Here is a 21,300-nt window from a genome sequence, read left to right on the forward strand (position 1 = left end):
CTCCTGCCTCGTGTCGCTCGTGTCCGCCACGGTGTCAGCGCCTGCCCGAGCGGCGCTGCTCGCGCCGTTTGCGCTGCAACCGGCCGACGATCTGGCCCAGTTGCTCGGGAGTGGGCGGCACCGGTGGGTCCTGGAAGTGGGCGGCGACGAACGCGTCCCGGAAGACCGAGTGGATGTCGTCGCCGTTGCGGCCGCGCAGCGCGGACGCGATCAGCTCGTCGACGCCGCCGCCGACGTCGATGCCGAACTTGGCCGCATGGAGGCTGATCATCTTCAGCCGGGCCTCGTCGTTGGGCAGGTCGATGGCGATGGACTCGAAGCGGCTGGGCCGCAGCAGGGCCTCGTCGATGAGGTTCAGCCGGTTGGTGGTGCCGATCACCAGGGTGGGCACCTCGGGCCGGAAGCCGTCCATCTCGGTGAGGATCTGGGCGACCACGGCGTTGCCGGCCCGGGTGCCGCCGTCGGAGTGCTCCGAGCGGCGCGAGGCGATGGAGTCGAACTCGTCGAAGACCACGACCGAGGGGGCGTTGCGCCGCGCCTCGGCGAAGATCTCCCGGACGTTGCGCTCGCTCTCGCCGACGTAGGTGCCCATGACCTCGGGGCCGGAGACGACGAGGATGGTGGCGTTCATGCGGTTGGCGATCGCCTTGGCGAACAGGGTCTTTCCGGTGCCGGGCGGGCCGTGGAAGATGAAGCCGCGCGGGATCAGCTTGGTGCGCAGGTGGTCGAACTCCTGCGGCAGCCGGTGGTGGCCCATCACGATGTCGATGGCCCGCTGGATGTGGGCCTTGACCTCGTCGTAGCCGGCGATGTCGTCGAAACCGACGTCCGGTACCTCGAAGTTGCTGGACATCTGGGCCTTGAACGCCCGGATCGTGGCGTACAGGTCGCGGGCGACGGGGGCCGGGTGGTCCCGGTGGACGCTCATCGCGTAGCGCATGGCCTGGCGGAGCAGCACCGGGTTCATGCCGGCGACGTGTTTGTAGAACTCGACGGGGTCGTAGCGCTCGAAGCGCGCGGACTCGCCGACCGTCACCAGGGCCCGGCCCAGCGGCTGTTCCTCCCGGTCGTCGCGGAACCGGACGGTGCGCGGGACGCCGGTGATGGTGACGCGGGTGCTGAACCGCTCGCCCAGCACCTCGGGCACCGACAGCGAGGGGGCGGCGAAGGCGAGCATCACGCGCTCGGGCGCCCCGTGCAGCAGCTCGGTCACCTCGCGGGCCTCCGGCGAGAGCTGTCCGTCGGAGCCGCCCGCGAGCAGGTCGAGGTGCTGGACGACGAGCACGGTGTCGTCGTTGAGGGCGCGCACCAGCTCGCGCAGCCGGCCCAGCAGGCGCTGGCGCGGGTTCTGCTGCACCGGGATGAGCGGCTCCCCGCCCGGCGGCTGGTCCTCGGCCTCGGCGTCGTCGCCCTCCGGGGGCTCCTCCAGGACCTCGGCGCGTAGTCCGGCCCGGGTGGCCATCTCCCGCCACAGGTGCGGCACCACCGGCTTCTCGGCCACGACCAGCACGGACAGCCCGGCCCGCAGCAGCGAGGAGACCTGGGCGATGTCCCGGCCGTAGGCGAGGACGGTGGCCTCGTCCTCGTGGAGTTCGGCGGGCTGCGGGTGCCGGAAGACGGGCTCCTCGGGCGGGACCTGCTCGCGCGGCGCCGGGTCCGCGGACCGGGGGGCCGGCGGCTTGGTGAGGTCCGGCCGGGCCGAGGCGTACGTCGGCGGATAGAGCGGGGTGCCGGGCGAGAGGTCGGCCTGGAGGAGCAGCTCGGCCGAGACGGTCTCCCAGGCCAGCAGGTCCCAGCCCGGCGGGAGCGGCAGGAGCAGCATGTACGGCCCGGAGGCCAGCGCCTGTTCGACGGTGACATGGGGCGGCTGCCGGCGCAGGGCGGCCCGGGCCGGCTCGTCCGGTGCGACGACGGAGATACGGCGCACGCTCGTGGTCATGCGGGACTTCCCCCTCTTGCTTCCAGCCGTTCCACCTGCCGGTACAGGCGTACGCCCGCCAGGTACTCCTTGCCGATGCCGGAGCGGGCGCGCAGCAGGTGCCGGTGCGAGCGCTCCAGCCGGGCCAGCGCGGCCCACCAGCGGGCGACGGGGCGGGCCGCGTCCAGGTCGGGCGGCACGGCCAGGCCGATGCGCGCCCGGCGGATCAGCGCCAGGTGGGCCGCCGTGTGGCGCAGCAGTGCCGCCTCGTACACGTCGATCACCAACTCCCTCTCGCTCATGCGGAGTTGGTCGAGCAGCCGGCCGCGCCACAGGGCCTGGGCCGGGGAGGCCGGGGCCTCGCAGTAGACGGTGGTGATCAGTCGTCGTCCCTGAGGATGAGTCAGCAGTCGGTCCTCCAGGAGGAGTTCGGCGTCGCTCTCGCCGACGGGGTCGGGCCGGTCGAGGAGCGCGGTGAGCGGCGAGGCGGCGCGCAGCCGGCCGGCCAGCGCCGGGTCGGTGATGTGCGGCAGGGCGGGGGCGACGACGGCGTGGTGGGCGAGCACGTCCCACAGCGAGCGGGCGGGCGGCACCGCCCGTACCGTCTCGGCCGCGAGGCGGGCCCGGTCCCGGCCGCCGACGGCGGCGGCGAGCAGCAGCGCGCCCACGCCGACCGGGCGCCGCTCCCTCGACGCCAGCGCGTCCAGCCGGAGCCGGGCCGCGGTCCGCACGGCCAGCCCGACGACGGCCGCGCCGACGTCGGGCGGCGGCACGACCAGGTCCTGGGGATCCGTCAGTTCGCCTTCGGGCGGGGCCGGGGCCGCCGCCGTGCCGTCAGTCGTCGCCGACCACAGCAGCACGCGCACGGCGGTATCGACCGCGGTCATCTTTCACCCACTGTTCGCATTCGCGTACCGAGTCGCCGGAGCGGGCGTAGAAGCGCAGCAGCCGCTCGTCGCCGGAGAGGTTGATCAGTCCGGCCACCTGCCAGGGCTGCCGGAAGGTGCCGAGGTGCAGATCGACGTCGATGCCGGAGAGCCCCGAGTCGTTCCCGGAGAACAGATGGGTGTGGTACCAGCCCATCAGCTGCCGGTCCTGCCCGGAGGCGGTGATGCGCTGGTTCATCTCGCGGAAGGAGTCGCCGGTGAAGGTGAAGTGCAGCGCTCCGGCGCCGGAGTGCTCGGCGGGGGTGACCTCGGTGATCTCCACGAGATAGCGGTCGGCCGGCGCCTCGCCGTCGCCGCCCGCCGCCGGCTCCCGGTCGGGGCGCAGGACCCTGAGGACCTTGCCGAGCAGGAAGCCGCCCTCCTCCAGCCGGCGGGAGAGCTTCATCTCGTGCAGATGGCCGTGGAGGTCGGCGGAGAGCAGGACCGTCACCGGGCCGAGTCCGGCCGCGTCGATGCCCAGCTTGTCCGGGTCCAGACCGGGCATGGGCGGCTCGGCCACCTTGCGCACGGTGAAACTGCGCCTGCTCTCGCGCAGGTTGAGGTCCATGGTGCCCTCGACCTCGGGGGTGGAGCGGCCGAGCGCGACTCCGCTGAGGGAGGGGTGGTCGAGGCAGAAGCCCCACACCTCCTCGTCGGGATCGATCTGCTGGACCACGTGCTGGAGGACCGGGCCGAGCAGTTCGCGCACCGGGTACTCGCCGTCGACCACCTTCTCCGAGCCGCGGGTGACGGTCAGCGCCAGTCTGCCGATCTGGCTGCGGAGGTTGTGGATCGTGCGCGGTCCGTCCGCGAGCCGGGGGTCCGGCCGGCGCAGATAGCGGATCTCCAGGACCAGTTGCTCCTCCGGGTCGCCGCCGGCCAGTTCCCTGCGCACCGCCTCGACCAGCAGCGAGGAGAGGGTCATCTTGCCGACCAGTTCGAAGGAGGTGCCCTTGTAGAGCAGCACCATGGCCGCACCGGCGCGGGCTTCGTCACTCATCCGGGCTCGCTTCCACGCGCTCGACCTGAAGGAATCGGGAGCGGTCGGCCCGCTCGGTCAGACCGGCCCGGGTCAGCCAGGTGGTGCCGCCGATCTCCTTGATGCGTTCCTGGCCCTCCCAGGAGAACGCCCAGGCGGCGGCGTCCGCGTCGAGGTACTCGCCGCGCTGGAGGATGTCCTGCACCAGGCTGTCGTAGTCCCGGGCCATGCGGTAGTCGTGCGGCAGGATCTCGTAGTTGCGGTACCGCACCATGTCGATGAGCATCTGGCACAGGGAGTACATGCTGAGGTCGGGCGTGTAGTCGGTCATCAGCGGGCCGAGGCACACACCGCCCTTGTGGTCCTTGTCGCGGGCGATGTTCGGGTGGAACACGTCCGACTGCCAGCGCACGCGCGGCGCCTGGATGGGGAACTCGGCGGGCATCCAGACGACCAGCTCGTGCCGGTCGATGCGCTGCGGGTCCAGCGGCCAGGCCTCCAGGTCCTCGGGCGGGGCGAAGCCGGGGACGTGCAGCTCCACCGTGTACTCCAGCGGCAGCCGGTCGTCGTCCATCTCGACGAGCGTGAACTCCGGGTGCTCGGCGGCGAAGTCGACGATGTCGTCGCGGGCCCGGGCGAGGGCCTCCAGCCGCAGCCAGGTGTCGACGCCGGCGGTGGACTCGGCGGACATCTGCAACTGGCCGCCGTCCCGGACCCCCTGGTTGTGCAGGGGTTCCTCGGGGTCGAGCCGGTGGGCCTCGCCGTTGTCGTCGCGGTAGTCGACGACGGCGCGCAGCAGATGGCCGTTGGCGTCCTGGGCGACCTCGGGCCGGTACTGCGCCCAGACGGCGGGGACGAGTTCGCCCGGCAGGGTCGTGTTGGGCACGTACGGGATCTCGAACTGCTGGCCGTCGGGGCCCATGACCTCCAGGCGTGTGTACAGGGTGGGCCGGAAGTCGTACTCGCCGTAGAGCACTTCGACGCCGGGGGCGATGCGCGCGGCCCGCTCGCGCAGTTCCTCCAGCCGGTCGGCGGGCAGCGCGGCGATACGGAAGGCGGCCTGCCGGTGGCCGGCGTAGAGCTGGACGGCGTCGGCGTCGAGCAGTTCGCGCACGAGTCTGAGCAGTTCGGGGTAGGCCTCGCTGCCCACGAACTCCACCGTGCGGTACAGGGTCTCGGCGTTGCCGCCGGCGCCCTCGCGCTCCTGCTCCTGCGACTCGAGGAAGCCGCGGATCTTGGCCAGGTCCTGGTTGCCGGGCCAGCGCCGCAGCACCGCGTCCACCAGCTGCCGGAGGCCGTCGCGCTGGAGGGCGCCCAGCTCCAGGGCGCGCACCACCTGCCGCCAGTAGGCGGCGACCTCCTGGGCCGCGTCCCAGCGCGGGCGGGTCAGCGGCGGGAAGTCCATGTCCTCCAGCAGTTCCTCGGCCTGGCCCTGGGTGCGGTAGATGTCGGCCAGTGTGTCGACCAGGACGCGTTTGATCTCGCCCGGCAGCTTGCCCGTGTCGTAGCTCATCGGGGCGTTCCTTTCCCGCCGGCCCCGGAGAGTTCCAGGTAGCGGATTCCGCGGGTGCGGCCGGCCGTGACGACCGGCAGGATCTCGCGTGGTGCCACGCCGAGATCGGCGAGCCGGGCGCGCGGGGGCGCGTCCGCGAGCCGGGTGGATTCGCGCGTGGGCGCGGTACCGGGCAGCGGCGCCCAGGTCATCACGGTCTCCTCGGGAGCGAGGCGGCCGGTCAGGTCGGCCGCGGTGGACTGTGCCGTGTACGGGACGGCGGAGACGAGGTCGGCGGGGATACGGCTGTGCAGCGGACAGCCGGGGTCGCGGCGCGCGGTGACCGGGGTCGCCGTACCACCGGCGGCGTCGACCCGGACCACGCCGGGCGCGGGGCCGGCGCCGCACAGCAGCCGTACCGCGGTGACCGCCAGCCAGGAGCCGATGAGCGCGGAGACCGGCGCCGAGGCGCCGGCCTCGGGGACGACGGCGTCCGTGCAGGACCAGGGGTCGTCCTGGGCGGCCCGGTCGCGGGCGGTCAGACCGCAGCCGAAGCAGGGGCCGTCCGCCTCGTACAGCCGTATCTCGCCGCCCCAGGCGCTGGTGCCGCCGTCCAGCAGGGCCGCGCCCATCTGCTGGCAGCGGCCCGCGAGTTGGAGCCGGGCCGCGAGGCTGTCCAGGCAGCTGACGACCAGGGAGGCGTCCCGCAGTTCCGCGAGGCCCACCCCGCTGACCAGGGGGGCGGTGCGGGCGTCGACGCGGGTCACCGGGGACAGCTCGGCGAGGCGGCGGGCCGCGACGGCCGCCTTGGGTGCGCCGATGTCGGCGGCGCGGAACAGCGGGGCGCGGCTGAGGTTCGACTCCGAGACCGTGTCCGGGTCGCAGAGCACCAGCCGGCCGACGCCGGCGAGGGCGAGGGCCTGGGCGCACTGGCTGCCGAGCGCGCCCGACCCGCACAGGACGACGGTGGACCCGGCGAGCCGTCGCTGGTCCCAGCCGGCGATCAGGGCGTGGCGGTCGAAGCGTCCCATGGCTACTCCCGCCTCAGGGTGCGGAAGTTCATCGGGCACTGTTTGACGGTCAGTTCGCTGCGCCACTGCTCGAAGCAGCCGAGGCCGCGCGCCGGGTCCTGGTGGACGGCCTTGCGGCAGCCGGGTGCCTCGGGCGAGCAGGGGCAGACGACGACGGTCTCGAACAGCCGGAAGGTGTGCGTGCACACGAAGCAGGCGTTGCGCCGGCCGGGGCGCCCGAGCACCGGGTCGTCGGGCATCAGCCGGACGGTGTGCAGGGTGTCCGGACGGGGGTCGGTGTCGTCGACGCCGTGGAAGAACGCGGCCTGCGCGCCCGGGTCGGGCGGTCCGGACGCCTCCGGGGCCTCGCCGCTGCACGGCAGGTTGCGCAGGTGGTGGGTGACGTCGGCCAGTCGGCCGTCCTCGGCGTGGCGCAGATACACGGTGTCGTCGAGCCGGAAGGTGTGCCCGCACACCCGGCAGGGGGCGCGGCGCGCGGAGCCGGGCCGCCGCCAGGTGCCGAGCCAGCGGGAGTCCAGGGTGGTGGAGGCCGGGCCGTCGGCGCCGGCCACCTGCGGGTTGTCGCCGCGCTGGAGCCCGCGCTCGAAGGCGCTGGCGACGTCGGCCGGGGCGGAGGTCCCGGCGGGCGTCTCGGGTGTCGTCATGCGGCGCGGCTCCTTCGGGAGCACTGCCGTACCTCGTCCGGTGCGTGGCCGGCGAGGGCGAGGGCCGCGCGGGCGGCGTCGCAGGCGCGGTCGACGCCGGTGGAGTGGGCGAGCGCGCCGTAGAAGCCCTCGGCGAAGACGAGCGCGGCGGCGTCGTCGAGCGTGCCGCGGGTGCCCACGACGGTGTCGGCGCAGTCGAGCAGGCCGTCCGCGTACGCCCCCGACCAGCAGGAGTTGAGGACCACGCAGACGAGCGGCGCGGACAGGGCGAGCGCGGCGGCCAGGGCGCGCACCGGGACCGGGGCGGAGGTGCCCGCGTCGTCCTCGAACAGCAGCCGTCCGTCGTCGGTGCCGTGTCCGGCGAAGTGCACGAGGTGCGGCCGTGCCGTGCGGAGCCCGGGAAGGAGGTCGGCGACCCGGACGGCCGGGTGGACGGTCACCGTCAGCCGGCCGGCGGAGCGGGCCGCCGCGTCCTGGATGACGCGCTGCTCGGCGCCGAGGCGCAGTCTGGCCTCGTCCAGCGGCGCGGCCGTCAGGCACAGCACCCGCAGGCCGGCCGGCGCGCCCTGGTCGGCCAGGGCGGCGAGGCCCTCGTGGCCCGGGAAGAGGGCGGCCGCCGCGGTGACGAGGCCGCCCAGGGTGATGCCCGCGAAGCGGCCCTGTTCGACGGTCCGGCACACCGTGCGCCACCAGGAGGCGGCGGGCAGCGGCCCACCGAAAGGCGGCAGCAGGGCAGGGCTTATTCCCACGTCCTCGAGGAATGCGTGACTGCTCAGGATGTCCGGAAATAATTCGCCCAGTGTTTCGAATGCGCCGGCGTCGCGCAGTTGTTTCCATGTCGGACTGGCCATCCGTCGTCCCCCGAGACAACTACCGTTGAAACACAGGCCCTTGGGGAGAAGGGTACGCGCAGTGGCGCCCGACGGGTGTAGTTTCGGATTCCGCAGCACACTTATCGGGGGCGGGTTTGATCGAGCGTCTGGAAATGATCACCTGTGGTGGCCGCGAAGCCGGAAAATCGATCTTCGAGATCGATTTTGATCAACAGGGAGAGAGTTCCCGCGGCGGATTCCGGGAGCGCCACGGCGTACTGGTGCACGGCGGCGGCGAGCACGTCGTGCAGCGCATCGCGCACACCGACGGGGCCCGCCGGGAACTGGAGCGCACCGTGCGCACCGCCGACGTGCTGGTCCGCCGGCTCGGCGTCACCCGCTACCCGCCCGAACTCGGCCGTGTCATCGGCTACCGGCCGGACGACCGGGCCCCCTTCCTGGTGGCCACCCGGCGCGGCCGTCCCCTCGCCGAACTCGCCGCCCGGCTGCCGCTGCCGCCGGGCGAACTGTCCGCCGTCGCGGACGGCGTCCTCACGGTTCTGCGGCACCTGAACGACCTGCGCCTGGTGCACCGGGACATCCGGCCCGCCACCCTGTGGTGGGACGGCACCACCGTGCAGCTCGCCGACTTCGGTCTCACCCTGGACGAGGGCGATCCGCGCGGCGGCCCGGCCGGCACCGACCCGTGGCGCTCCCCGGAACAGGCGGCCGGCCGGGGCCGCGCCGACTGCCGCGACGACGTGTACGCCGCCGGTGCCGTCCTCTTCCACCTCACCACCGGCGAGGAGGTCACCACGGCGGCGGAGATGCGCGACCGGGTGCGCTGGCTCGACCCCGGCCTGCGCACCCTGCTGGACGGGGTCTTCACCGACGAGGCCCGCCACCGCGTCACCGGGTACACCCTCCAGCTGCGCCGCGACACCCGGACCGGCCGCAGCACCGCTCAGGGGCCGGGCGCGCGCCGCGTGCCCGGGATGGCCGAGCGGGAGCAGGAGGCCCGGCAGCACTTCCGGGACCTGCGCGCCCGGCAGTACGCCTTCGAGCAGGCGTCGCGCAGAGCGCCGTACGCCGCCGCCGGCGCCCCGGGGCCCGCCGTCCGGACCGCCTGGCCCCCGGACCCGCGCCGGTGGCGGACCGTCGTCGTGTACGCCGTCCTGGCCGTCGCCCTGATCGCCGTGGTCGCCGCCGTGGTCGCGGTGGCCTGACAGGAGGAGTGACGTGACAGACCACGTGAGGTGCCCCATCTGCCTGAGCACCGTCGACTGGGCGCAGGCCGAGACCGTCACCCTCAACGCCGACGGCCGGCCCGAACCCCTCGTCCGGCTGCCCGGCGAGGACGACGTGCGCTGGAACCACCGCCGCCTCGACGCCTACCGGCTGTGCGCCGGCGGCGGCGAACCGCATGTCCTGCCCGGCCGCTACGGCGACTTCGGTGAACCCCTGGTCATCGGGGTGGTCGGCGAGTCCGCCGCCGGCAAGAGCCATCTGCTCGCCGCCATGCTCGGCATGCTCTCCGACGTCGACCGGATGGCCCGGCTCGGGCTGGTCGTCGGCGGCCTCGACCTGAAACTGCACCAGCGCTATCTGAAGGACGTCGTCCGCCCCTTCCTCGACCAGGGCCTGGGCCTGGCGGGAACCCCGGCGCAGCCTCCGGAGTTCACCGACGCGCTGTGGATCCACAACAGCAACACCGGCCGCAGTTTCGCCGTCGCCTTCTTCGACGTCTCCGGCGAGTGGCTCGCCGACCACGACGCCGAGGTGCCGTTCCTCGGCGCGGTCAGCGCGCTGGTGTTCGTGGTCGACCCGACCCGGATCCGCGGGCTGACCGCCACCGGCGGCAGCGTCACGGGCGATCCGTCCTTCGGTGTCGTCCTCGACAAGATCGCGCGGCTGCGCGGGGTCGACGGCTCCCAGTTCCTGCCGCTGCCGGCCGCCGTCGTGATCGGCAAGTGCGATCTGCTGCGGCACCACGAGAACCTCGTCGACCGCTGGTTCCAGAACGCCTCGCCCGACGAGGAACTGCACCTCGCCACCGTGGAGGAGGAGAGCGAGGACGCGTACGCGTTCCTCAGCTCCCGGGACGCCCGCGGCTGGCTCGCGCCCTTCGTGCGCTGCGCCCGCTCCACCCTGCACTTCGCCACGGCGACCGGCCACAAGGCCGTCGAGGCGGACGGCGTCCAACGCTCCCCGCACGGGAGTTTCGCGCCCCGCCGCACGCTCAAACCCATGCTCGCCCTCTTCGCGATGTGCGGGGTGCTCGGCCCCACCGACCTCGGCCAGGGAGCTGCCGGATGACGACGGTCGACCAGATCCTCTTCGGCTGGGCCGAACGGGACCACGAAGGCAACGCCGGGGTACGCCCCGTCGCGCACTCCGGGCTGCGCACCATCGACCGCTGGGCCAAACGCCTCCAGTACGTGTGGGCCACCCAGGACGGCCAGGGCGACCAGCCGGAGGCGGCGGCCAGCCTCGTCCACCTGGTGTTCGAGGACGAGGCGGCCGTCCTGCGCAAGCTGCCCTCCCGCAACCCGCACGGCCGGGGCGGCGCCACCCTGACCCATGTCCTGGTCGGCGACCCCCACGCGATCGACACCCGGCTCGCGCTCGGGCTGCACGACTGGCCGGGCTGGCAGGACCGCGAACCGGACGGCACCTGCGGCCCGCTGGCCCCGCTCGACCTGGCCGGGCTCGAACAGGCAGCGCGGCCGGGGCTGGCCGCGCTGCGCGAGGAGGCCGCCGGCATCCCGGCGGACCAGCTCACCACGCTCGTCGCCCGGGTGCTCGCCGACCCGGCGGAGGACTTCAGCGTGATCGCCCGGCCGCAGCTCGCCCTGCCGATGATGACGGCCCTGCTCGACATCGTCGGGCCGGTCGCCGGCCGCCCGTGGACCTTCGCCGGCCGGGAGTCCACCGACAAGGGCAGCCATCAGCCCCGGGTGGTGTTCCTCGCCGCCCGCCCGCCCCAGTCGATGTACATCAACCAGCGTCTGCGCGTCGACGTCGGCGACCCGCCGCCCGCGTCGGAGACCGCCCGCTTCGCCGCCCAGCTGGTCGAGCTGTACCGGGCGGCCGGGCACCCGGCCCTGGAGCGGATCCGCCCGCACCGGCCGCTGACCGACGCGGTCGACGTGGCCGGCTGGCAGCGGTCGGTGCCGATCGTGGACGGCCGGATCGCCGACCCGCGGCCCGGGCCGGACGTCTTCCTCGACGACGCCCTGCTGGAGCAGGCCGCCGCGCGCGGCGCCCTGGTGTCCGGACAGGCCGATCTCGTCGGGGAGTTGAGACGGCAGCCCGCGGACTGGCTGGCCGCGGCACTGCGCCGCTGGCGCCCCCTGGAACAGCGCGCGGTACGCCGCCGCGCGCTGCGGGACCTCCTGGTGAGCGAGGCCGTGGAGGCCGCCCTGGCCGACGGGCCCGACGCGCTGGTGCACGCGACGGCCGACGCGGAGCCCCCGGCCGCGACGGTGGCCGCCGCCTTCCTGCGGCACGTACCGGACGAGGGCCTGGACCTGAGCCGGGCCGCGCATCGCCGGCTGCTGGTCGTGGCCCTGCACCTCGGCCTGCCCGCCGGCGCACTGGACCACGGCGGCCTCCTCGCCGCCAGTCCGCCGGACGAACTGCTGGACTTCGTCGCGCGCCACGCCGAGTACTTCCCGGACGCCGCGCACCTGGTGCTGCGCCACCTCGCCGACGCCGGGCAGAGCCCGGACACCGCACGGCTGTGGTACGGCCACGGGCTGCTGCTCGGCCCGGTCGACCGCATCGCCGCCGGCGACCGCGCCAAGGAGACCGACTGCTTCCGCCAGCTGCTCATCGCCGCCCACGGCCCGGCAGTGGACCGCACGGCCGCCCGGGAACTGGTCGAACGCGCGGGAGTCCGGGCGCCGCTCGGGCTCTACGCCGCCGCGCTGGAGCTGGCGGCCGACGACGCGGCCCAGCAGCCGATCCGCTACGAGCTGTCGGAACAGTTCCTGCGCGACCACGGCTACGCCGGGCCCGTCACGGGCTCGGCCGCCGCTTCCGCGTACGGAACCCGGCCGCACGCGCCGGTGACCGGCGGATCCGCCGCGCACACCCCGACCGCCGCACCGGCCGCGTCCACCGCGCGCCCCGTCCCCGCCCCGGACCAGCCCCGGCCCGCGCACCCGCACCCGCACGCCGAGTGGGCGCATCCGGTCTCCGCAGGCGCGGGCCGGCCCGCGCAGCGGGTCGACCCGGACCCCGCGCGCTGGGACACGTCCGTCCCGCCCCAGCGGCCGGCCCACGGCCCGGGCGATCCGTACTCCGGGAGCGGCCCGCGGACGCCGCCGGACGACGGCGGCCGTCGGGGGCTGGACCGCCTGGGACTCGACGGGGTGAGCCTGTTCTTCCTGAGCGCGCTCGTCCTCATCCTGGTCGGCGCGCTCGGCTACGTCGTGCTGAACTCCATGCTCTGAACTCCCCCCGTCCCCACAGCAGTCCGTCCCCGCCCCGCCCCCGACCCGCAGCCCGCCGGACGACACGAATGACGCCGTATGACATCCACTGAAGAGTCAACGCCGCCGCCCCCCAAGGCGGTTCCCGCGCAGCGCACCGGCACCGATCCGGAACTCGACCGGATCGCCGGGCGCATCCGTGCCCTGGCCCAGCGGGGCCGCGCCGACGGGTCCGACACCCGGGTCCTGGACCGTGTCGTCGAGGACCTGGAACGGGGCGGTGCCACGCTCGCCGGCACCGACCTGGTCGCCGCCTACCCGCCCGAGATGCTGCTCCCGGACGCCACCGCGCGGGGCCGCGGCACGCTGGAGGGCTGGCTCGGCGTCGCCCGTGACGTGCTGGTCTTCGCGCCGATCGCGCTGACCTGGTGGCGGCTGCGCGGCGCCCTGGACGCCTATCGGGCCAGCCGCAGCGAGGAGCCCTTCCTGCTGGGCTGGGCGCGCGGCTTCCCGCAGGGCAGCCCGGCCGAGGCGACGACGGTGACGCTGGGCACCTCCGCGCTCCATGTCACCCTGCTCATCCTGGTCGTCGTCGCGCTGACGCTGGCACTGCACGCCCTGCACCAGAACCGGGAGCGGAACCTCTCCCGCGAACAGGAGCGCCGGCAGCTCGCCGCCGAGCTGGCCCTCGCGACGTTCCTGCTGGCCACGCCCGCGCGGCCGGCCGGCAAGCCGCTGGACAGCCGCAGCGCGGACCGGCTGGCCGCCCAGCTCAACGCCGGTACGCAGCAGCTGGAGACGGCGCTGCGCCGGACCTCCGAGGAGATCCAGGCCGTCCTGGAGACCGGGCCCGGCAGCCGGATCCAGACCGCGCTGGACGGCTGGACCACGACGGTGGACGAGCTGACCCGGCTGATCCGCGCGCTCACCCCGCCGAGTCAGCTGGCCCAGGACCTGATCCGGATCCGGGAGCAGACCGCCGAGGACGAGGCGAAGCTGCGGGCCGCCATCGAGACGCTCGTCGGCGATCTGCGGCGGTCCCAGGAGGCGACCGGGCAGGAGATCCACCGGCACGACCTCGCCGTCGCCGCGGTACGTGAACTGGCCCGCAGCCTCGGCGAGACGCTGATGGTGTTCACCGAGCGGGCGGAGAACCTGGTCGACTCCACCCGGGGCATCTGGCAGCTGGTCGACCGGCTCGACACCCGCGCCGGACATCTGCCGCCAGGCGGCCTGGACAACGCCGACCCGCCGCCGTACCGGGGGCGGCCGTGAAGGGGCTGCCGCCCCAGGGCGCGGCCGGGCGTACGGTCCTGCTGGCGGGGTGGCTCTTCGCCGACCTGCTTCTGCTGCTGCTCGTGGTCGCGCTGGGCTCCCTGCCGCGCGAGCAGCGCGCGGACGCGCATCCGTCGCCGACGCCGAGCGACTCGGCCGGCTCGCCGAGCAGCCGGCCGGCCGAGCGCGGACTGGTGCTCAAGCCGTGCAGCTTCACGGTGGGCACGGGCAGCGACGCGTCGGTACGGCAGCAGTTCGGCGCACAGCTGCGCGGGGCGGGGGTGGCGAGCCGTACGGCGGGTTTCGTGCTGTCCTTCGGTACGGCACCGGACCCGGGGCCGGGCCAGGCCGCCGCCGACAAGGTCAACTCGCAGATCACCAAGGGGTTCTCGCGCTTCCAGCACGCTCCCAAGCGGGGCTACTGGAAGTACGGAGCGTCCGGCAAGGTCCGGATCGACGTGTTCTTCCTCGCCGCGCCCGACGGCGGCACCGCGTTCCCGAAGGGCTGTCACGACGAGGGCGACTGACGTCACACCGGCGGCGGGGCCTGGACACCGGGGCGGAACTTCGGGAGGCGCAGGGTGATCTTGGTGCCCGCGCCGACGCCGGTCTCGATGACGAGGCCGTGGTCGTCGCCGTAGACCTGGCGCAGTCGGCGGTCCACGTTGCTCAGGCCGATGCCGGTGGCCGCTCCGGCCGTGCCGCGCAGGATCGCGCGCAGGCGCTCCGGGTCCATGCCGACGCCGTTGTCCTCGATGGCGACGCGGGCCTCGGTGCCCTCGTCCTCGGCGGTGATGGTGATGACGCTGCGCTCCACGGACTCCTCCAGGCCGTGTTTGAGGGCGTTCTCGACCAGGGGCTGCAGGCAGAGGAACGGCAGGGTCACGGGGAGCACCTCGGGGGCGATGCGCAGGGTGACCTCGAGGCGGCGGCCGAAGCGGGCTCGGGCGAGTTCCAGGTACTGCTCGATGGAGCGCAACTCTTCGGCGAGGGTGGTGAAGTCGCCGTCGCGGCGGAAGGAGTAGCGGGTGAAGTCGGCGAATTCCTGGAGGAGTTCGCGGGCGCGCTCGGGGTCGGTGCGGACGAAGGAGGCGATGCTCGCGAGGGAGTTGTAGATGAAGTGCGGGGAGATCTGGGCCCGCAGGGCGCGCATCTCGGCCTCGTACGCGTCGGCGCGGGCCCGGTCGAGGCCGGCGAGGTCGAGGTCCAGCGAGAGCCGGGCGGCCGCCGCCTCGGCGGCCCGCGCGTGCGCGCTGGTCTCCGTGGCGGCACACACGACGAGGGCGCCGACGGGCCGGCCGCCGGCCGTGAGCGGCGCCAGGGCACCCCAGCGGACCGGGCAGCCCCCGGCGTCGCACGTGAGCGGAAAGGTATGGCTGCGGGGCGGGCCGGTGAGGCGTGCTTCGAGCTGGTTGCGGTGGTGTTCGGCGGCGCCGTCCCAGGCGAGGACGGAGGTGGTGTCGGTGACGGCGAGGGCGGGCACGGCGAGCAGGGGCCGCAGCCGTCGGGCCGCCCGGCGGGCCGTGTCCGGGCCGAGTCCCCCGCGCAGCGGCGCCGCGGCGAGCCCGGCGGAGTGCAGGGCACGCGCGAGGGCCCGCACCTCGTCGCCGTCGGCCGCGTGCTCCCGCTGCCTGCGCGCCGCCCCGTGCCCGAGAGCGGCCCCGCACACGAACACGGCCAGCCCGACGAGGACGAGGGCGAGCGTACCGAGGACGGTCATGGGCGGTCCGGGGGTGGCGGGACGGATGGGGGCTCGGCGGCCGGCCCGGCCCCCGTGGCTCCAAGGACCTTACAGACGTGGGGCGTTCGGCGGTGGCCGTTCGGTCAGGCGGGGGGCGGGCCCGGTGGGGGTGGTTCGGGGAGGTGGAGGCGGGCCATGGTGGTGGCGGTGCCGGGCGGGACGCGGTCGCGGGTGGCCAGCGAGATGAGGATCATCGCCGCGAAGCCGACCGGGACGGACCACACCGCGGGCCAGGCCAGCAGGGTGTGCGGCCAGCCGGGGTCGGCGCCGCCGGCGATGGTGGCCGTCACTGCGGTCAGCGCCGAGCCGCCGCCGAGGAGGAGCCCGGCGATCGCGCCCGGCGGGGTCAGTCCGCGCCACCAGATGCCGAGGACGAGCAGCGGACAGAAGGAGGAGGCCGAGACCGCGAAGGCCAGTCCGACCGCGTCGGCCACGGGCAGGTCGCCGACCAGTGCCGACGCGGCCGTGGGCACGGCGATCGCGGGCAGCGTGGCGAGCCGGAAGTGGCGTACGCCGAGGGTCGGCAGGACGTCCTGGGCGAGCACGCCCGCGACGGACATGGTGAGTCCGGATGCCGTGGACAGGAACGCCGCGCAGGCGCCGCCCGCGACGAGCGCGCCGAGCAGGTTCCCGGCGGCCCCGCCGATCAGCCGCTGCGGCAGGACGAGGACGACGGCGTCGGTGTCGCCGGTCAGCAGCAGGTCCGGGGCGTAGAGGCGGCCGAGCATGCCGTACAGCGGCATCAGGAGGTAGAAGGCGCCGAGCAGGCCCAGCACGCTCACGGTGGTGCGGCGGGCGGCGCGGCCGTCGGGGTTGGTGTAGAAGCGCACGACGACGTGGGGCAGGCCCATGGTGCCGAGGAAGGTGGCGAGGATCAGCCCGTAGGTGGCGTACAGGCCGTGTTGCTCGCGGGACGAGGACAGCGGCTCGGCCCAGCCGGCAAGGGCCCGGTCGGCGGTGCGGTCGGGCAGCGGGACGACGGCGCCGGCCGGGAAGCGGACGGTCGTGTCCGCGCCGAACCGGTGCGGGCCCTCGCCCAGCAGCAGCGAAACCCCGTGCACCGTACGGCCGTCGACGGTTCCGGACACCGTCACACCGACCGGCTCGCGCACGGTCACGGTGACCGGGCGGTCGACGCGGACCTCGGCGGAGCGGTGGAAGACAGGCCGCTGGTCCCAGACGGGCGCGGGGGCCCGGTCGGCGCGCCAGGCGAGGAGCAGGAACAGCACGGGCACCAGCAGGGCGGTGAGTTTCAGCCAGTACTGGAAGGCCTGGACGAAGGTGATGCTGCGCATACCGCCCGCGGCGACGGCCGCGGTCACCACGGCGGCGACGACCAGCGCGCCGAGCCAGCCGGGGGCGCCGGTGAGCAGCCTCAACGTGAGTCCCGCTCCGCGGAGTTGGGGCAGCAGGTACAACCAGCCGATGCCGACGACCAGCACCCCGGCGACCCGGCGGACCGCCCGGGACTCCAGCCGGGCCTCGGCGAAGTCGGGCAGTGTGTAGGCGCCGGAGCGGCGCAGCGGGGCGGCGACGAAGACGAGCAGGACCAGGAAGCCCGCGGTGTAGCCGATGGGGAACCACAGCATGTCGACGCCCTGGGCGAGGACGAGCCCGGCGACGCCGAGGAACGAGGCGGCGGAGAGGTATTCGCCGCTGACCGCGAAGGCGTTGAGGCGGGGGGCGACGGTGCGTGAGGCGACGTAGAAGTCGGAGGTGGTGCGGGAGACGCGCAGGCCGAGCGCGCCGACGAGGACCGTGGCGAGGACCACGGCCGTCACGCCCGCGATGCCGTACGTCCGGTTCACGGTCAGGGGCGTTCCGGACGGAGCCGGGCGGCCGGTCCGGTCTCGTTGCGCTCGGCGCGGCGGACGTACCAGGCGCCGATGGCCAGCAGCGCGGGGTACGGCGCTACGCCCAGCACGAGCCAGACGGCGAGCGGGACGCGGGGCGCCGTGGTGGCGAGCGGCAGGAGGCGCAGCAGGACGGGGAGCAGGCCGAGCAGGCCCGCGAGCAGAGCGGTCACGAGGAGGGCGGCGCGCAGCTGATGACGCATCACATGGCGGGTCGCGGCGTCGTGTCGGGGCGCTGCCGGGCGGGCGTCCGACGAGACCCGCGGGCGCGGCGCCGCGCGGTCGGAGTGTCCCGGGTGCCGCGCGGTGACCACCTCTCTGCGCGGGACGGGCTCCGCACCCATGACGTACTCCCCGGGGCCGCGGTGATCACCTGGTGTGCGGCGAGTGTACGCAGCGCGCGACGCGCCCGACAGCCGCCGGACGGGACCGGACGAGAATCGCCACACGTCCGTCACGTCCGGCCGGCTCCCGCGGCGTGGCGGGCCAGCAGGTCGCGCAGTTCCCGGGCGTTGCGGCGGCTGACGGCGAGGACGCGGTCGCCGATGCGGACGGTCACGTTGCCGCCGTCCAGACGGAGTTCCTCGATGCGGCCGAGGGCGACGAGACGGCTGCGGTGGATGCGGACGAAGCCGCGCTCGCGCCACTGCTCCTCCAGCGTGGACAGCGGGATGCGCACCAGGTGGCTGCCGTGCCGGGTGTGCAGTCGCGCGTAGTCGCCCTGGGCCTCGACGTAGGTGATGTCGGCGATGGGCACGAACCGGGTCACCCCGCCCAGCTCCACGGGCACGTGGTCGCCGGGGCCGGGTGCGGGGCGGCGGGCGGTGGCGGGGCGCGGCCCCTGCCCGGCGCGCACGAGTTGGTCGGCGCGCCGTACGGCCTCGGCGAAGCGCTCCTTGCGCAGGGGCTTGAGCAGGTAGTCGACGGCCTTGAGGTCGAAGGCGCGGACCGCGAAGTCGTCGTGGGCCGTGACGAAGACGATCAGCGGTGGTGCGGCGGACCCGCCGAGCAGGCGGGCGAGTTCGAGGCCGTCGAGGCCCGGCATGCTGATGTCGAGGAAGACGACGTCGACCACGTCCCGGCCGGCCGCGCCGAGCCGGTGCAGTGCTTCCGCGGCCGTGGTCGCGGTGAGCACACGGCCGACCCTCGGGTCCTGCCCGAGAAGGTACAGCAGCTCCTCCAGCGCGGGTTCCTCGTCGTCCACCGCCAGCACCCGCAAGCGGTCGTCGGTCGGGGTCATCCGCGAGGCTCCTTTCTCCGGCGGGCGCGTCGGCACCAACCGGTAGCTGCTTCAACCTTATTCCGGCAGGACCAGGCGGGCCGTCTCGCCCGGGACGACCGGGATCACCTCGTCCCACAGGCGCACGCCGATGGGCGAGCGGTCGGAGGCGGGGACGTCGATCTCCAGCAGGCCGCTGCGCAGCCGCAGATGGACGCCCCAGTGGCCGTGGTAGCGGAACGGGAAGCCGTAGGAGGAGAGTTCGGGCAGCGGGACCGGGTCGAGGCTGAGGACTCCGGCCCGGGGCTCCAGTCCGGTCAGTCCGCGCTGGACGAGGTCGAGGGTGCCGGCCATCGCGCCGAGGTGGATGCCTTCGCCGGTGGTGCCGCCCTGGAGGTCGGCGATGTCGCCGCGCAGCGCCTCCTGGACGAAGGCCCAGGCGTCGGCGCGCCGGGCGCGGGCCAGGATCCAGCCGTGGACCAGGCCGCTGAGCGTGGAGCCGTGGCTGGTGCGGTGCAGGTAGTGGTCGACGGTGGCGGCCCAGGTGCGGTCGTCGAGGTGGTAGCCCAGCCGGGCGAAGAGCGAGCGGAGTTCGGGGGCCGAGAAGAGGTAGCCGAGCATGAGGACGTCGGCCTGCTTGGACGCCTTGTACCGGTTGACGGTGTCCCCCTCCGCCTCCAGGATCCGGTCGAGGCGCCGGATGTCCTCGTACCGTTCGCGGTAGGCGGCCCAGTCCAGCTCGGCGAGGTCGCCGTAGCCCTCGAACTGGCTGATGACACCGTCGTGGTAGGGCACGTGCAGGGTGCGGGAGATCTCGTCCCAGCGGGCGGGCTCGTCCTGCTCCAGGCCGATGCCGTCGGTGAGTTCGCGGCGGCGCGGCTCGGGCAGGGCGTTCAGCAGTTCCAGGGCGCGGGTGAGCACCCAGGCGGCGGTGACGTTCGTGTACGCGTTGTCGTCCAGGCCGGGTGTCCGCGCGCCGGGGTAGGCGTCGTGGTACTCGTCGGGCCCGACCACGCCCCGGATGCGGTGCCGGCGCAGGGCGGGGTCGTAGCAGGCCGAGTCCGCCCAGAAGCGGGCGATGTGCAGCAGCATCTCGGCGCCCTCGCCGTGCAGGAACTCGGTGTCGCCGGTGGCCTCGCAGTACTGCCAGACGTTGTACGCCACGGCCGAGCCGACGTGGTGCTGGAGGTGGGAGTGGTCCGGCAGCCAGCGCCCGGAGCGGGGGTTGAGGTGCAGCTCCTGGGTCTCCTCGCGGCCGTCGCTGCCGCTCTGCCAGGGGTACAGCGCGCCGCGCCGGCCGCGTTCCCGGGCCGCGTGCCGGGCGGCGTCCAGGCGACGGTGCCGGTAGCGGAGCAGGGCGTGGGAGACCTCGGGGAGGTGGAGGTTGAGGTAGGGCAGGACGAAGAGTTCGTCCCAGAAGACGTGGCCGCGGTAGGCCTCGCCGTGCAGTCCGCGCGCGGGGACGCCGACGTCGAGGTCGGCGGTGTGCGGGGAGAGGGTCTGGAGCACATGGAACAGGTGCAGGCGCAGGATGCTGCCCGCCTCCCCGGGGACCTCCAGCGCGCAGCGCCGCCACAGCTGCTCCCAGGCCGCGGCGTGGCTCTCGCGCAGCGCGTCGAAGCCGGGGGCGGCGTCGACGCGCTCGACGGCGGCGTGCCGGGGGTCGCCGATGGCGGGGTCGCGGGAGGTGTGCAGGGCGACCGTCTTGTCGACGGTGACGGTACGGCCGGGCACCAGGCGCAGGTGGACGCGCTGTACGGCGCGGTGTGCCTCGTTGGCGTGGATGACCGGCGCGTCGGCGGTCAGCCGGTGGGCCAGCCCGAAGCTGATCTCGGAGGTGCGGGTACGGCAGCGCAGCCACACCGTGCCGGGTGCGGCGGTGCCGGTGTGCAGGCGCGTGAGGTGCCGGCCGTCCAGCTCGCGGTAGCGGGCCACGCCGGAGTTGGTGACGCGGCCGTCGAGCGCGGCCTCCGCCTCCAGGCCGACGGCGCGCCCCTCGACGGTCAGCTCGGTGCGCAGGGCGGCGAGATGCGGGTCGGCCATGTGGACCAGGCGCAGCTGGCGCACATGGAGCGTGCCGCCGCCCGGGAGGCCGTAGCCGGTGCGGCGCTCCAGCAGGCCGGGGTCGAGGTGGAGGACCTGGTGGTGTTCGGTGACGGGGGCGGTGTCCGGGGTGAGCCAGTCCCCGCCCTCGGGGCGCAGGCGCAGCGGCAGCCAGTTGGGCAGGTTGACCATGTCCTCGTTCTCGACCCGGCGTCCGGCGATCTCGGAGGTGAGCCGGTTGTAGCAGCCGGCCGCGTAGGTGCCCGGGTAGTGGACGTCGTCGGCGGCGCACTCGGGCAGGGCGCCGCGCGTGGCGAAGTAGCCGTTGCCGAGGGTGCACAGGGACTCCCGCAGCCGCTCCTCCTGTGGCCGGTAGCCGTCGTACTCCCAGGCCGGCCCCGTCACCGCCGCCCCTTGGACAGGGGACTCCAGTCGAACGTGCGGACGATCCAGGTCGCCGTGCCGCCCCGGCCGGGCAGGTGCACGGCGGCCCGGCCCCGGTCCCGTCGCGCCCTGCCGGTGTACGGCTCCATGGGGCGATTGTGCAGCGACGGGACCGGGTGAGGCGTCCTCTGACTAGGCCGGACGGGGGACGGTCAGGGGTAGCCGGCCAGGTCCGCCACGTTCGACGACGCGTTCGACGGCTCCCCCTGTCGTCGATCACATGGCTGATGGTGCCGGTGCCGCCGAGGGAGACCGTCACCATGCTGGTGAAGCGGACGTCCGGGTTGTCCGGCGCCTCGATGGCGTGGTCGGCGGTCACGCTCGGGTCGGCGCTGAAGTAGCAGTAGCTGCCGAGGCCGTACGCCTGGTGGCTGGTGACGGAGTCGGCGACCTTGTAGGCCGCGTAGCCCTTCGCGGCACCGTTCATCCAGGACGACTGGTCCGTCAAGAGGGTGGGCAGCGGCCCCGCCGCTGCCCACCCGCCCGC

Annotated in this window: 18 protein-coding genes and 1 pseudogene; 5 read left to right on the top strand and 14 right to left on the bottom strand. The window is 74.4% G+C overall.

The window, feature by feature from the left end:
- Window positions 1-34 precede the first annotated feature (34 nt).
- The 7 genes from BIV23_RS29740 to BIV23_RS29770 are packed head-to-tail and all read right to left on the bottom strand — an operon-like array spanning window position 35 to window position 7,841.
- On the bottom strand, window positions 35-1,939 hold the full coding sequence (locus BIV23_RS29740) for an ATP-binding protein (protein WP_071384075.1): 1,905 nt from the start codon (window positions 1,937-1,939) through the stop codon (window positions 35-37).
- Complete coding sequence (locus tag BIV23_RS29745; protein WP_071384076.1) at window positions 1,936-2,805, bottom strand: hypothetical protein; 870 nt, start codon at window positions 2,803-2,805, stop codon at window positions 1,936-1,938. Before BIV23_RS29745 ends, BIV23_RS29740 begins: the two co-directional genes overlap by 4 nt.
- Window positions 2,753-3,844, bottom strand: coding sequence for a JAB N-terminal domain-containing protein (locus BIV23_RS29750; RefSeq protein WP_071384077.1), 1,092 nt, complete (start codon window positions 3,842-3,844; stop codon window positions 2,753-2,755). Before BIV23_RS29750 ends, BIV23_RS29745 begins: the two co-directional genes overlap by 53 nt.
- A complete protein-coding gene (locus tag BIV23_RS29755) occupies window positions 3,837-5,336 on the bottom strand; it encodes an effector-associated domain EAD1-containing protein (protein WP_071384078.1) in 1,500 nt (499 codons plus the stop codon). Before BIV23_RS29755 ends, BIV23_RS29750 begins: the two co-directional genes overlap by 8 nt.
- Complete coding sequence (locus BIV23_RS29760) at window positions 5,333-6,346, bottom strand: HesA/MoeB/ThiF family protein (RefSeq protein WP_071384079.1); 1,014 nt, start codon at window positions 6,344-6,346, stop codon at window positions 5,333-5,335. Before BIV23_RS29760 ends, BIV23_RS29755 begins: the two co-directional genes overlap by 4 nt.
- Before the next feature lie 2 nt (window positions 6,347-6,348).
- A complete protein-coding gene (locus BIV23_RS29765; protein WP_071384080.1) occupies window positions 6,349-6,990 on the bottom strand; it encodes a hypothetical protein in 642 nt (213 codons plus the stop codon).
- Complete coding sequence (locus BIV23_RS29770; protein ID WP_079173480.1) at window positions 6,987-7,841, bottom strand: CHAT domain-containing protein; 855 nt, start codon at window positions 7,839-7,841, stop codon at window positions 6,987-6,989. The genes BIV23_RS29765 and BIV23_RS29770 overlap by 4 nt, the downstream gene beginning before the upstream one ends.
- Window positions 7,842-7,975: 134 nt before the next feature.
- Here BIV23_RS29770 and BIV23_RS29775 point away from each other — a divergent pair, with 134 nt between their 5' ends.
- From BIV23_RS29775 to BIV23_RS29795, 5 genes are all read left to right on the top strand, one after another.
- Window positions 7,976-9,028 carry a protein kinase domain-containing protein gene (locus tag BIV23_RS29775; protein WP_079173481.1) on the top strand — a complete coding sequence of 351 codons (1,053 nt, stop codon included), beginning with the start codon at window positions 7,976-7,978 and terminating at the stop codon, window positions 9,026-9,028.
- Window positions 9,029-9,041: 13 nt separating this feature from the next.
- Window positions 9,042-10,118 carry a hypothetical protein gene (locus tag BIV23_RS29780; RefSeq protein WP_071384083.1) on the top strand — a complete coding sequence of 359 codons (1,077 nt, stop codon included), beginning with the start codon at window positions 9,042-9,044 and terminating at the stop codon, window positions 10,116-10,118.
- Complete coding sequence (locus BIV23_RS29785; RefSeq protein ID WP_071384084.1) at window positions 10,115-12,259, top strand: hypothetical protein; 2,145 nt, start codon at window positions 10,115-10,117, stop codon at window positions 12,257-12,259. The genes BIV23_RS29780 and BIV23_RS29785 overlap by 4 nt, the downstream gene beginning before the upstream one ends.
- A gap of 78 nt (window positions 12,260-12,337) precedes the next feature.
- Window positions 12,338-13,513, top strand: coding sequence for a hypothetical protein (locus BIV23_RS29790; RefSeq protein ID WP_071384085.1), 1,176 nt, complete (start codon window positions 12,338-12,340; stop codon window positions 13,511-13,513).
- Complete coding sequence (locus BIV23_RS29795) at window positions 13,510-14,040, top strand: hypothetical protein (RefSeq protein ID WP_079173482.1); 531 nt, start codon at window positions 13,510-13,512, stop codon at window positions 14,038-14,040. Before BIV23_RS29790 ends, BIV23_RS29795 begins: the two co-directional genes overlap by 4 nt.
- Window positions 14,041-14,042: 2 nt before the next feature.
- Here BIV23_RS29795 and BIV23_RS29800 read toward each other — a convergent pair whose 3' ends face one another.
- From BIV23_RS29800 to BIV23_RS52345, 7 genes and pseudogenes are all read right to left on the bottom strand, one after another.
- Window positions 14,043-15,233, bottom strand: coding sequence for a sensor histidine kinase (locus BIV23_RS29800; RefSeq protein WP_071384086.1), 1,191 nt, complete (start codon window positions 15,231-15,233; stop codon window positions 14,043-14,045).
- A gap of 104 nt (window positions 15,234-15,337) precedes the next feature.
- A complete protein-coding gene (locus tag BIV23_RS29805; RefSeq protein ID WP_071384087.1) occupies window positions 15,338-17,062 on the bottom strand; it encodes a sodium/solute symporter in 1,725 nt (574 codons plus the stop codon).
- A gap of 2 nt (window positions 17,063-17,064) precedes the next feature.
- Window positions 17,065-17,451 carry a hypothetical protein gene (locus BIV23_RS29810; RefSeq protein ID WP_071384088.1) on the bottom strand — a complete coding sequence of 129 codons (387 nt, stop codon included), beginning with the start codon at window positions 17,449-17,451 and terminating at the stop codon, window positions 17,065-17,067.
- A gap of 110 nt (window positions 17,452-17,561) precedes the next feature.
- Window positions 17,562-18,347 carry a LytR/AlgR family response regulator transcription factor gene (locus BIV23_RS29815; protein WP_071384089.1) on the bottom strand — a complete coding sequence of 262 codons (786 nt, stop codon included), beginning with the start codon at window positions 18,345-18,347 and terminating at the stop codon, window positions 17,562-17,564.
- 57 nt (window positions 18,348-18,404) lie between these two features.
- The gene (locus BIV23_RS29820; protein WP_071384090.1) at window positions 18,405-20,774 is read right to left on the bottom strand and encodes a glycoside hydrolase family 65 protein; all 2,370 of its coding nucleotides are present in this window, start codon (window positions 20,772-20,774) and stop codon (window positions 18,405-18,407) included.
- Complete coding sequence (locus BIV23_RS53295) at window positions 20,771-20,902, bottom strand: hypothetical protein (RefSeq protein WP_281250174.1); 132 nt, start codon at window positions 20,900-20,902, stop codon at window positions 20,771-20,773. Before BIV23_RS53295 ends, BIV23_RS29820 begins: the two co-directional genes overlap by 4 nt.
- A gap of 63 nt (window positions 20,903-20,965) precedes the next feature.
- Window positions 20,966-21,300, bottom strand: a pseudogene (locus BIV23_RS52345) (hypothetical protein); the annotation flags it as partial.

The sequence above is a fragment of the Streptomyces monashensis genome (assembly GCF_001866665.1).
Taxonomy (GTDB): domain Bacteria; phylum Actinomycetota; class Actinomycetes; order Streptomycetales; family Streptomycetaceae; genus Streptomyces; species Streptomyces monashensis.

What these genes read in the sequence shown, in the direction of transcription:
- BIV23_RS29740 (WP_071384075.1), bottom strand. Translation starts at nt 1,939, where the DNA reads ATGACCACGAGCGTGCGCCGTATCTCCGTCGTCGCACCGGACGAGCCG.
- BIV23_RS29745 (WP_071384076.1), bottom strand. Translation starts at nt 2,805, where the DNA reads ATGACCGCGGTCGATACCGCCGTGCGCGTGCTGCTGTGGTCGGCGACG.
- BIV23_RS29750 (WP_071384077.1), bottom strand. Translation starts at nt 3,844, where the DNA reads ATGAGTGACGAAGCCCGCGCCGGTGCGGCCATGGTGCTGCTCTACAAG.
- BIV23_RS29755 (WP_071384078.1), bottom strand. Translation starts at nt 5,336, where the DNA reads ATGAGCTACGACACGGGCAAGCTGCCGGGCGAGATCAAACGCGTCCTG.
- BIV23_RS29760 (WP_071384079.1), bottom strand. Translation starts at nt 6,346, where the DNA reads ATGGGACGCTTCGACCGCCACGCCCTGATCGCCGGCTGGGACCAGCGA.
- BIV23_RS29765 (WP_071384080.1), bottom strand. Translation starts at nt 6,990, where the DNA reads ATGACGACACCCGAGACGCCCGCCGGGACCTCCGCCCCGGCCGACGTC.
- BIV23_RS29770 (WP_079173480.1), bottom strand. Translation starts at nt 7,841, where the DNA reads ATGGCCAGTCCGACATGGAAACAACTGCGCGACGCCGGCGCATTCGAA.
- BIV23_RS29775 (WP_079173481.1), top strand. Translation starts at nt 7,976, where the DNA reads ATGATCACCTGTGGTGGCCGCGAAGCCGGAAAATCGATCTTCGAGATC.
- BIV23_RS29785 (WP_071384084.1), top strand. Translation starts at nt 10,115, where the DNA reads ATGACGACGGTCGACCAGATCCTCTTCGGCTGGGCCGAACGGGACCAC.
- BIV23_RS29790 (WP_071384085.1), top strand. Translation starts at nt 12,338, where the DNA reads ATGACATCCACTGAAGAGTCAACGCCGCCGCCCCCCAAGGCGGTTCCC.
- BIV23_RS29800 (WP_071384086.1), bottom strand. Translation starts at nt 15,233, where the DNA reads ATGACCGTCCTCGGTACGCTCGCCCTCGTCCTCGTCGGGCTGGCCGTG.
- BIV23_RS29810 (WP_071384088.1), bottom strand. Translation starts at nt 17,451, where the DNA reads ATGGGTGCGGAGCCCGTCCCGCGCAGAGAGGTGGTCACCGCGCGGCAC.
- BIV23_RS29815 (WP_071384089.1), bottom strand. Translation starts at nt 18,347, where the DNA reads ATGACCCCGACCGACGACCGCTTGCGGGTGCTGGCGGTGGACGACGAG.
- BIV23_RS53295 (WP_281250174.1), bottom strand. Translation starts at nt 20,902, where the DNA reads ATGGAGCCGTACACCGGCAGGGCGCGACGGGACCGGGGCCGGGCCGCC.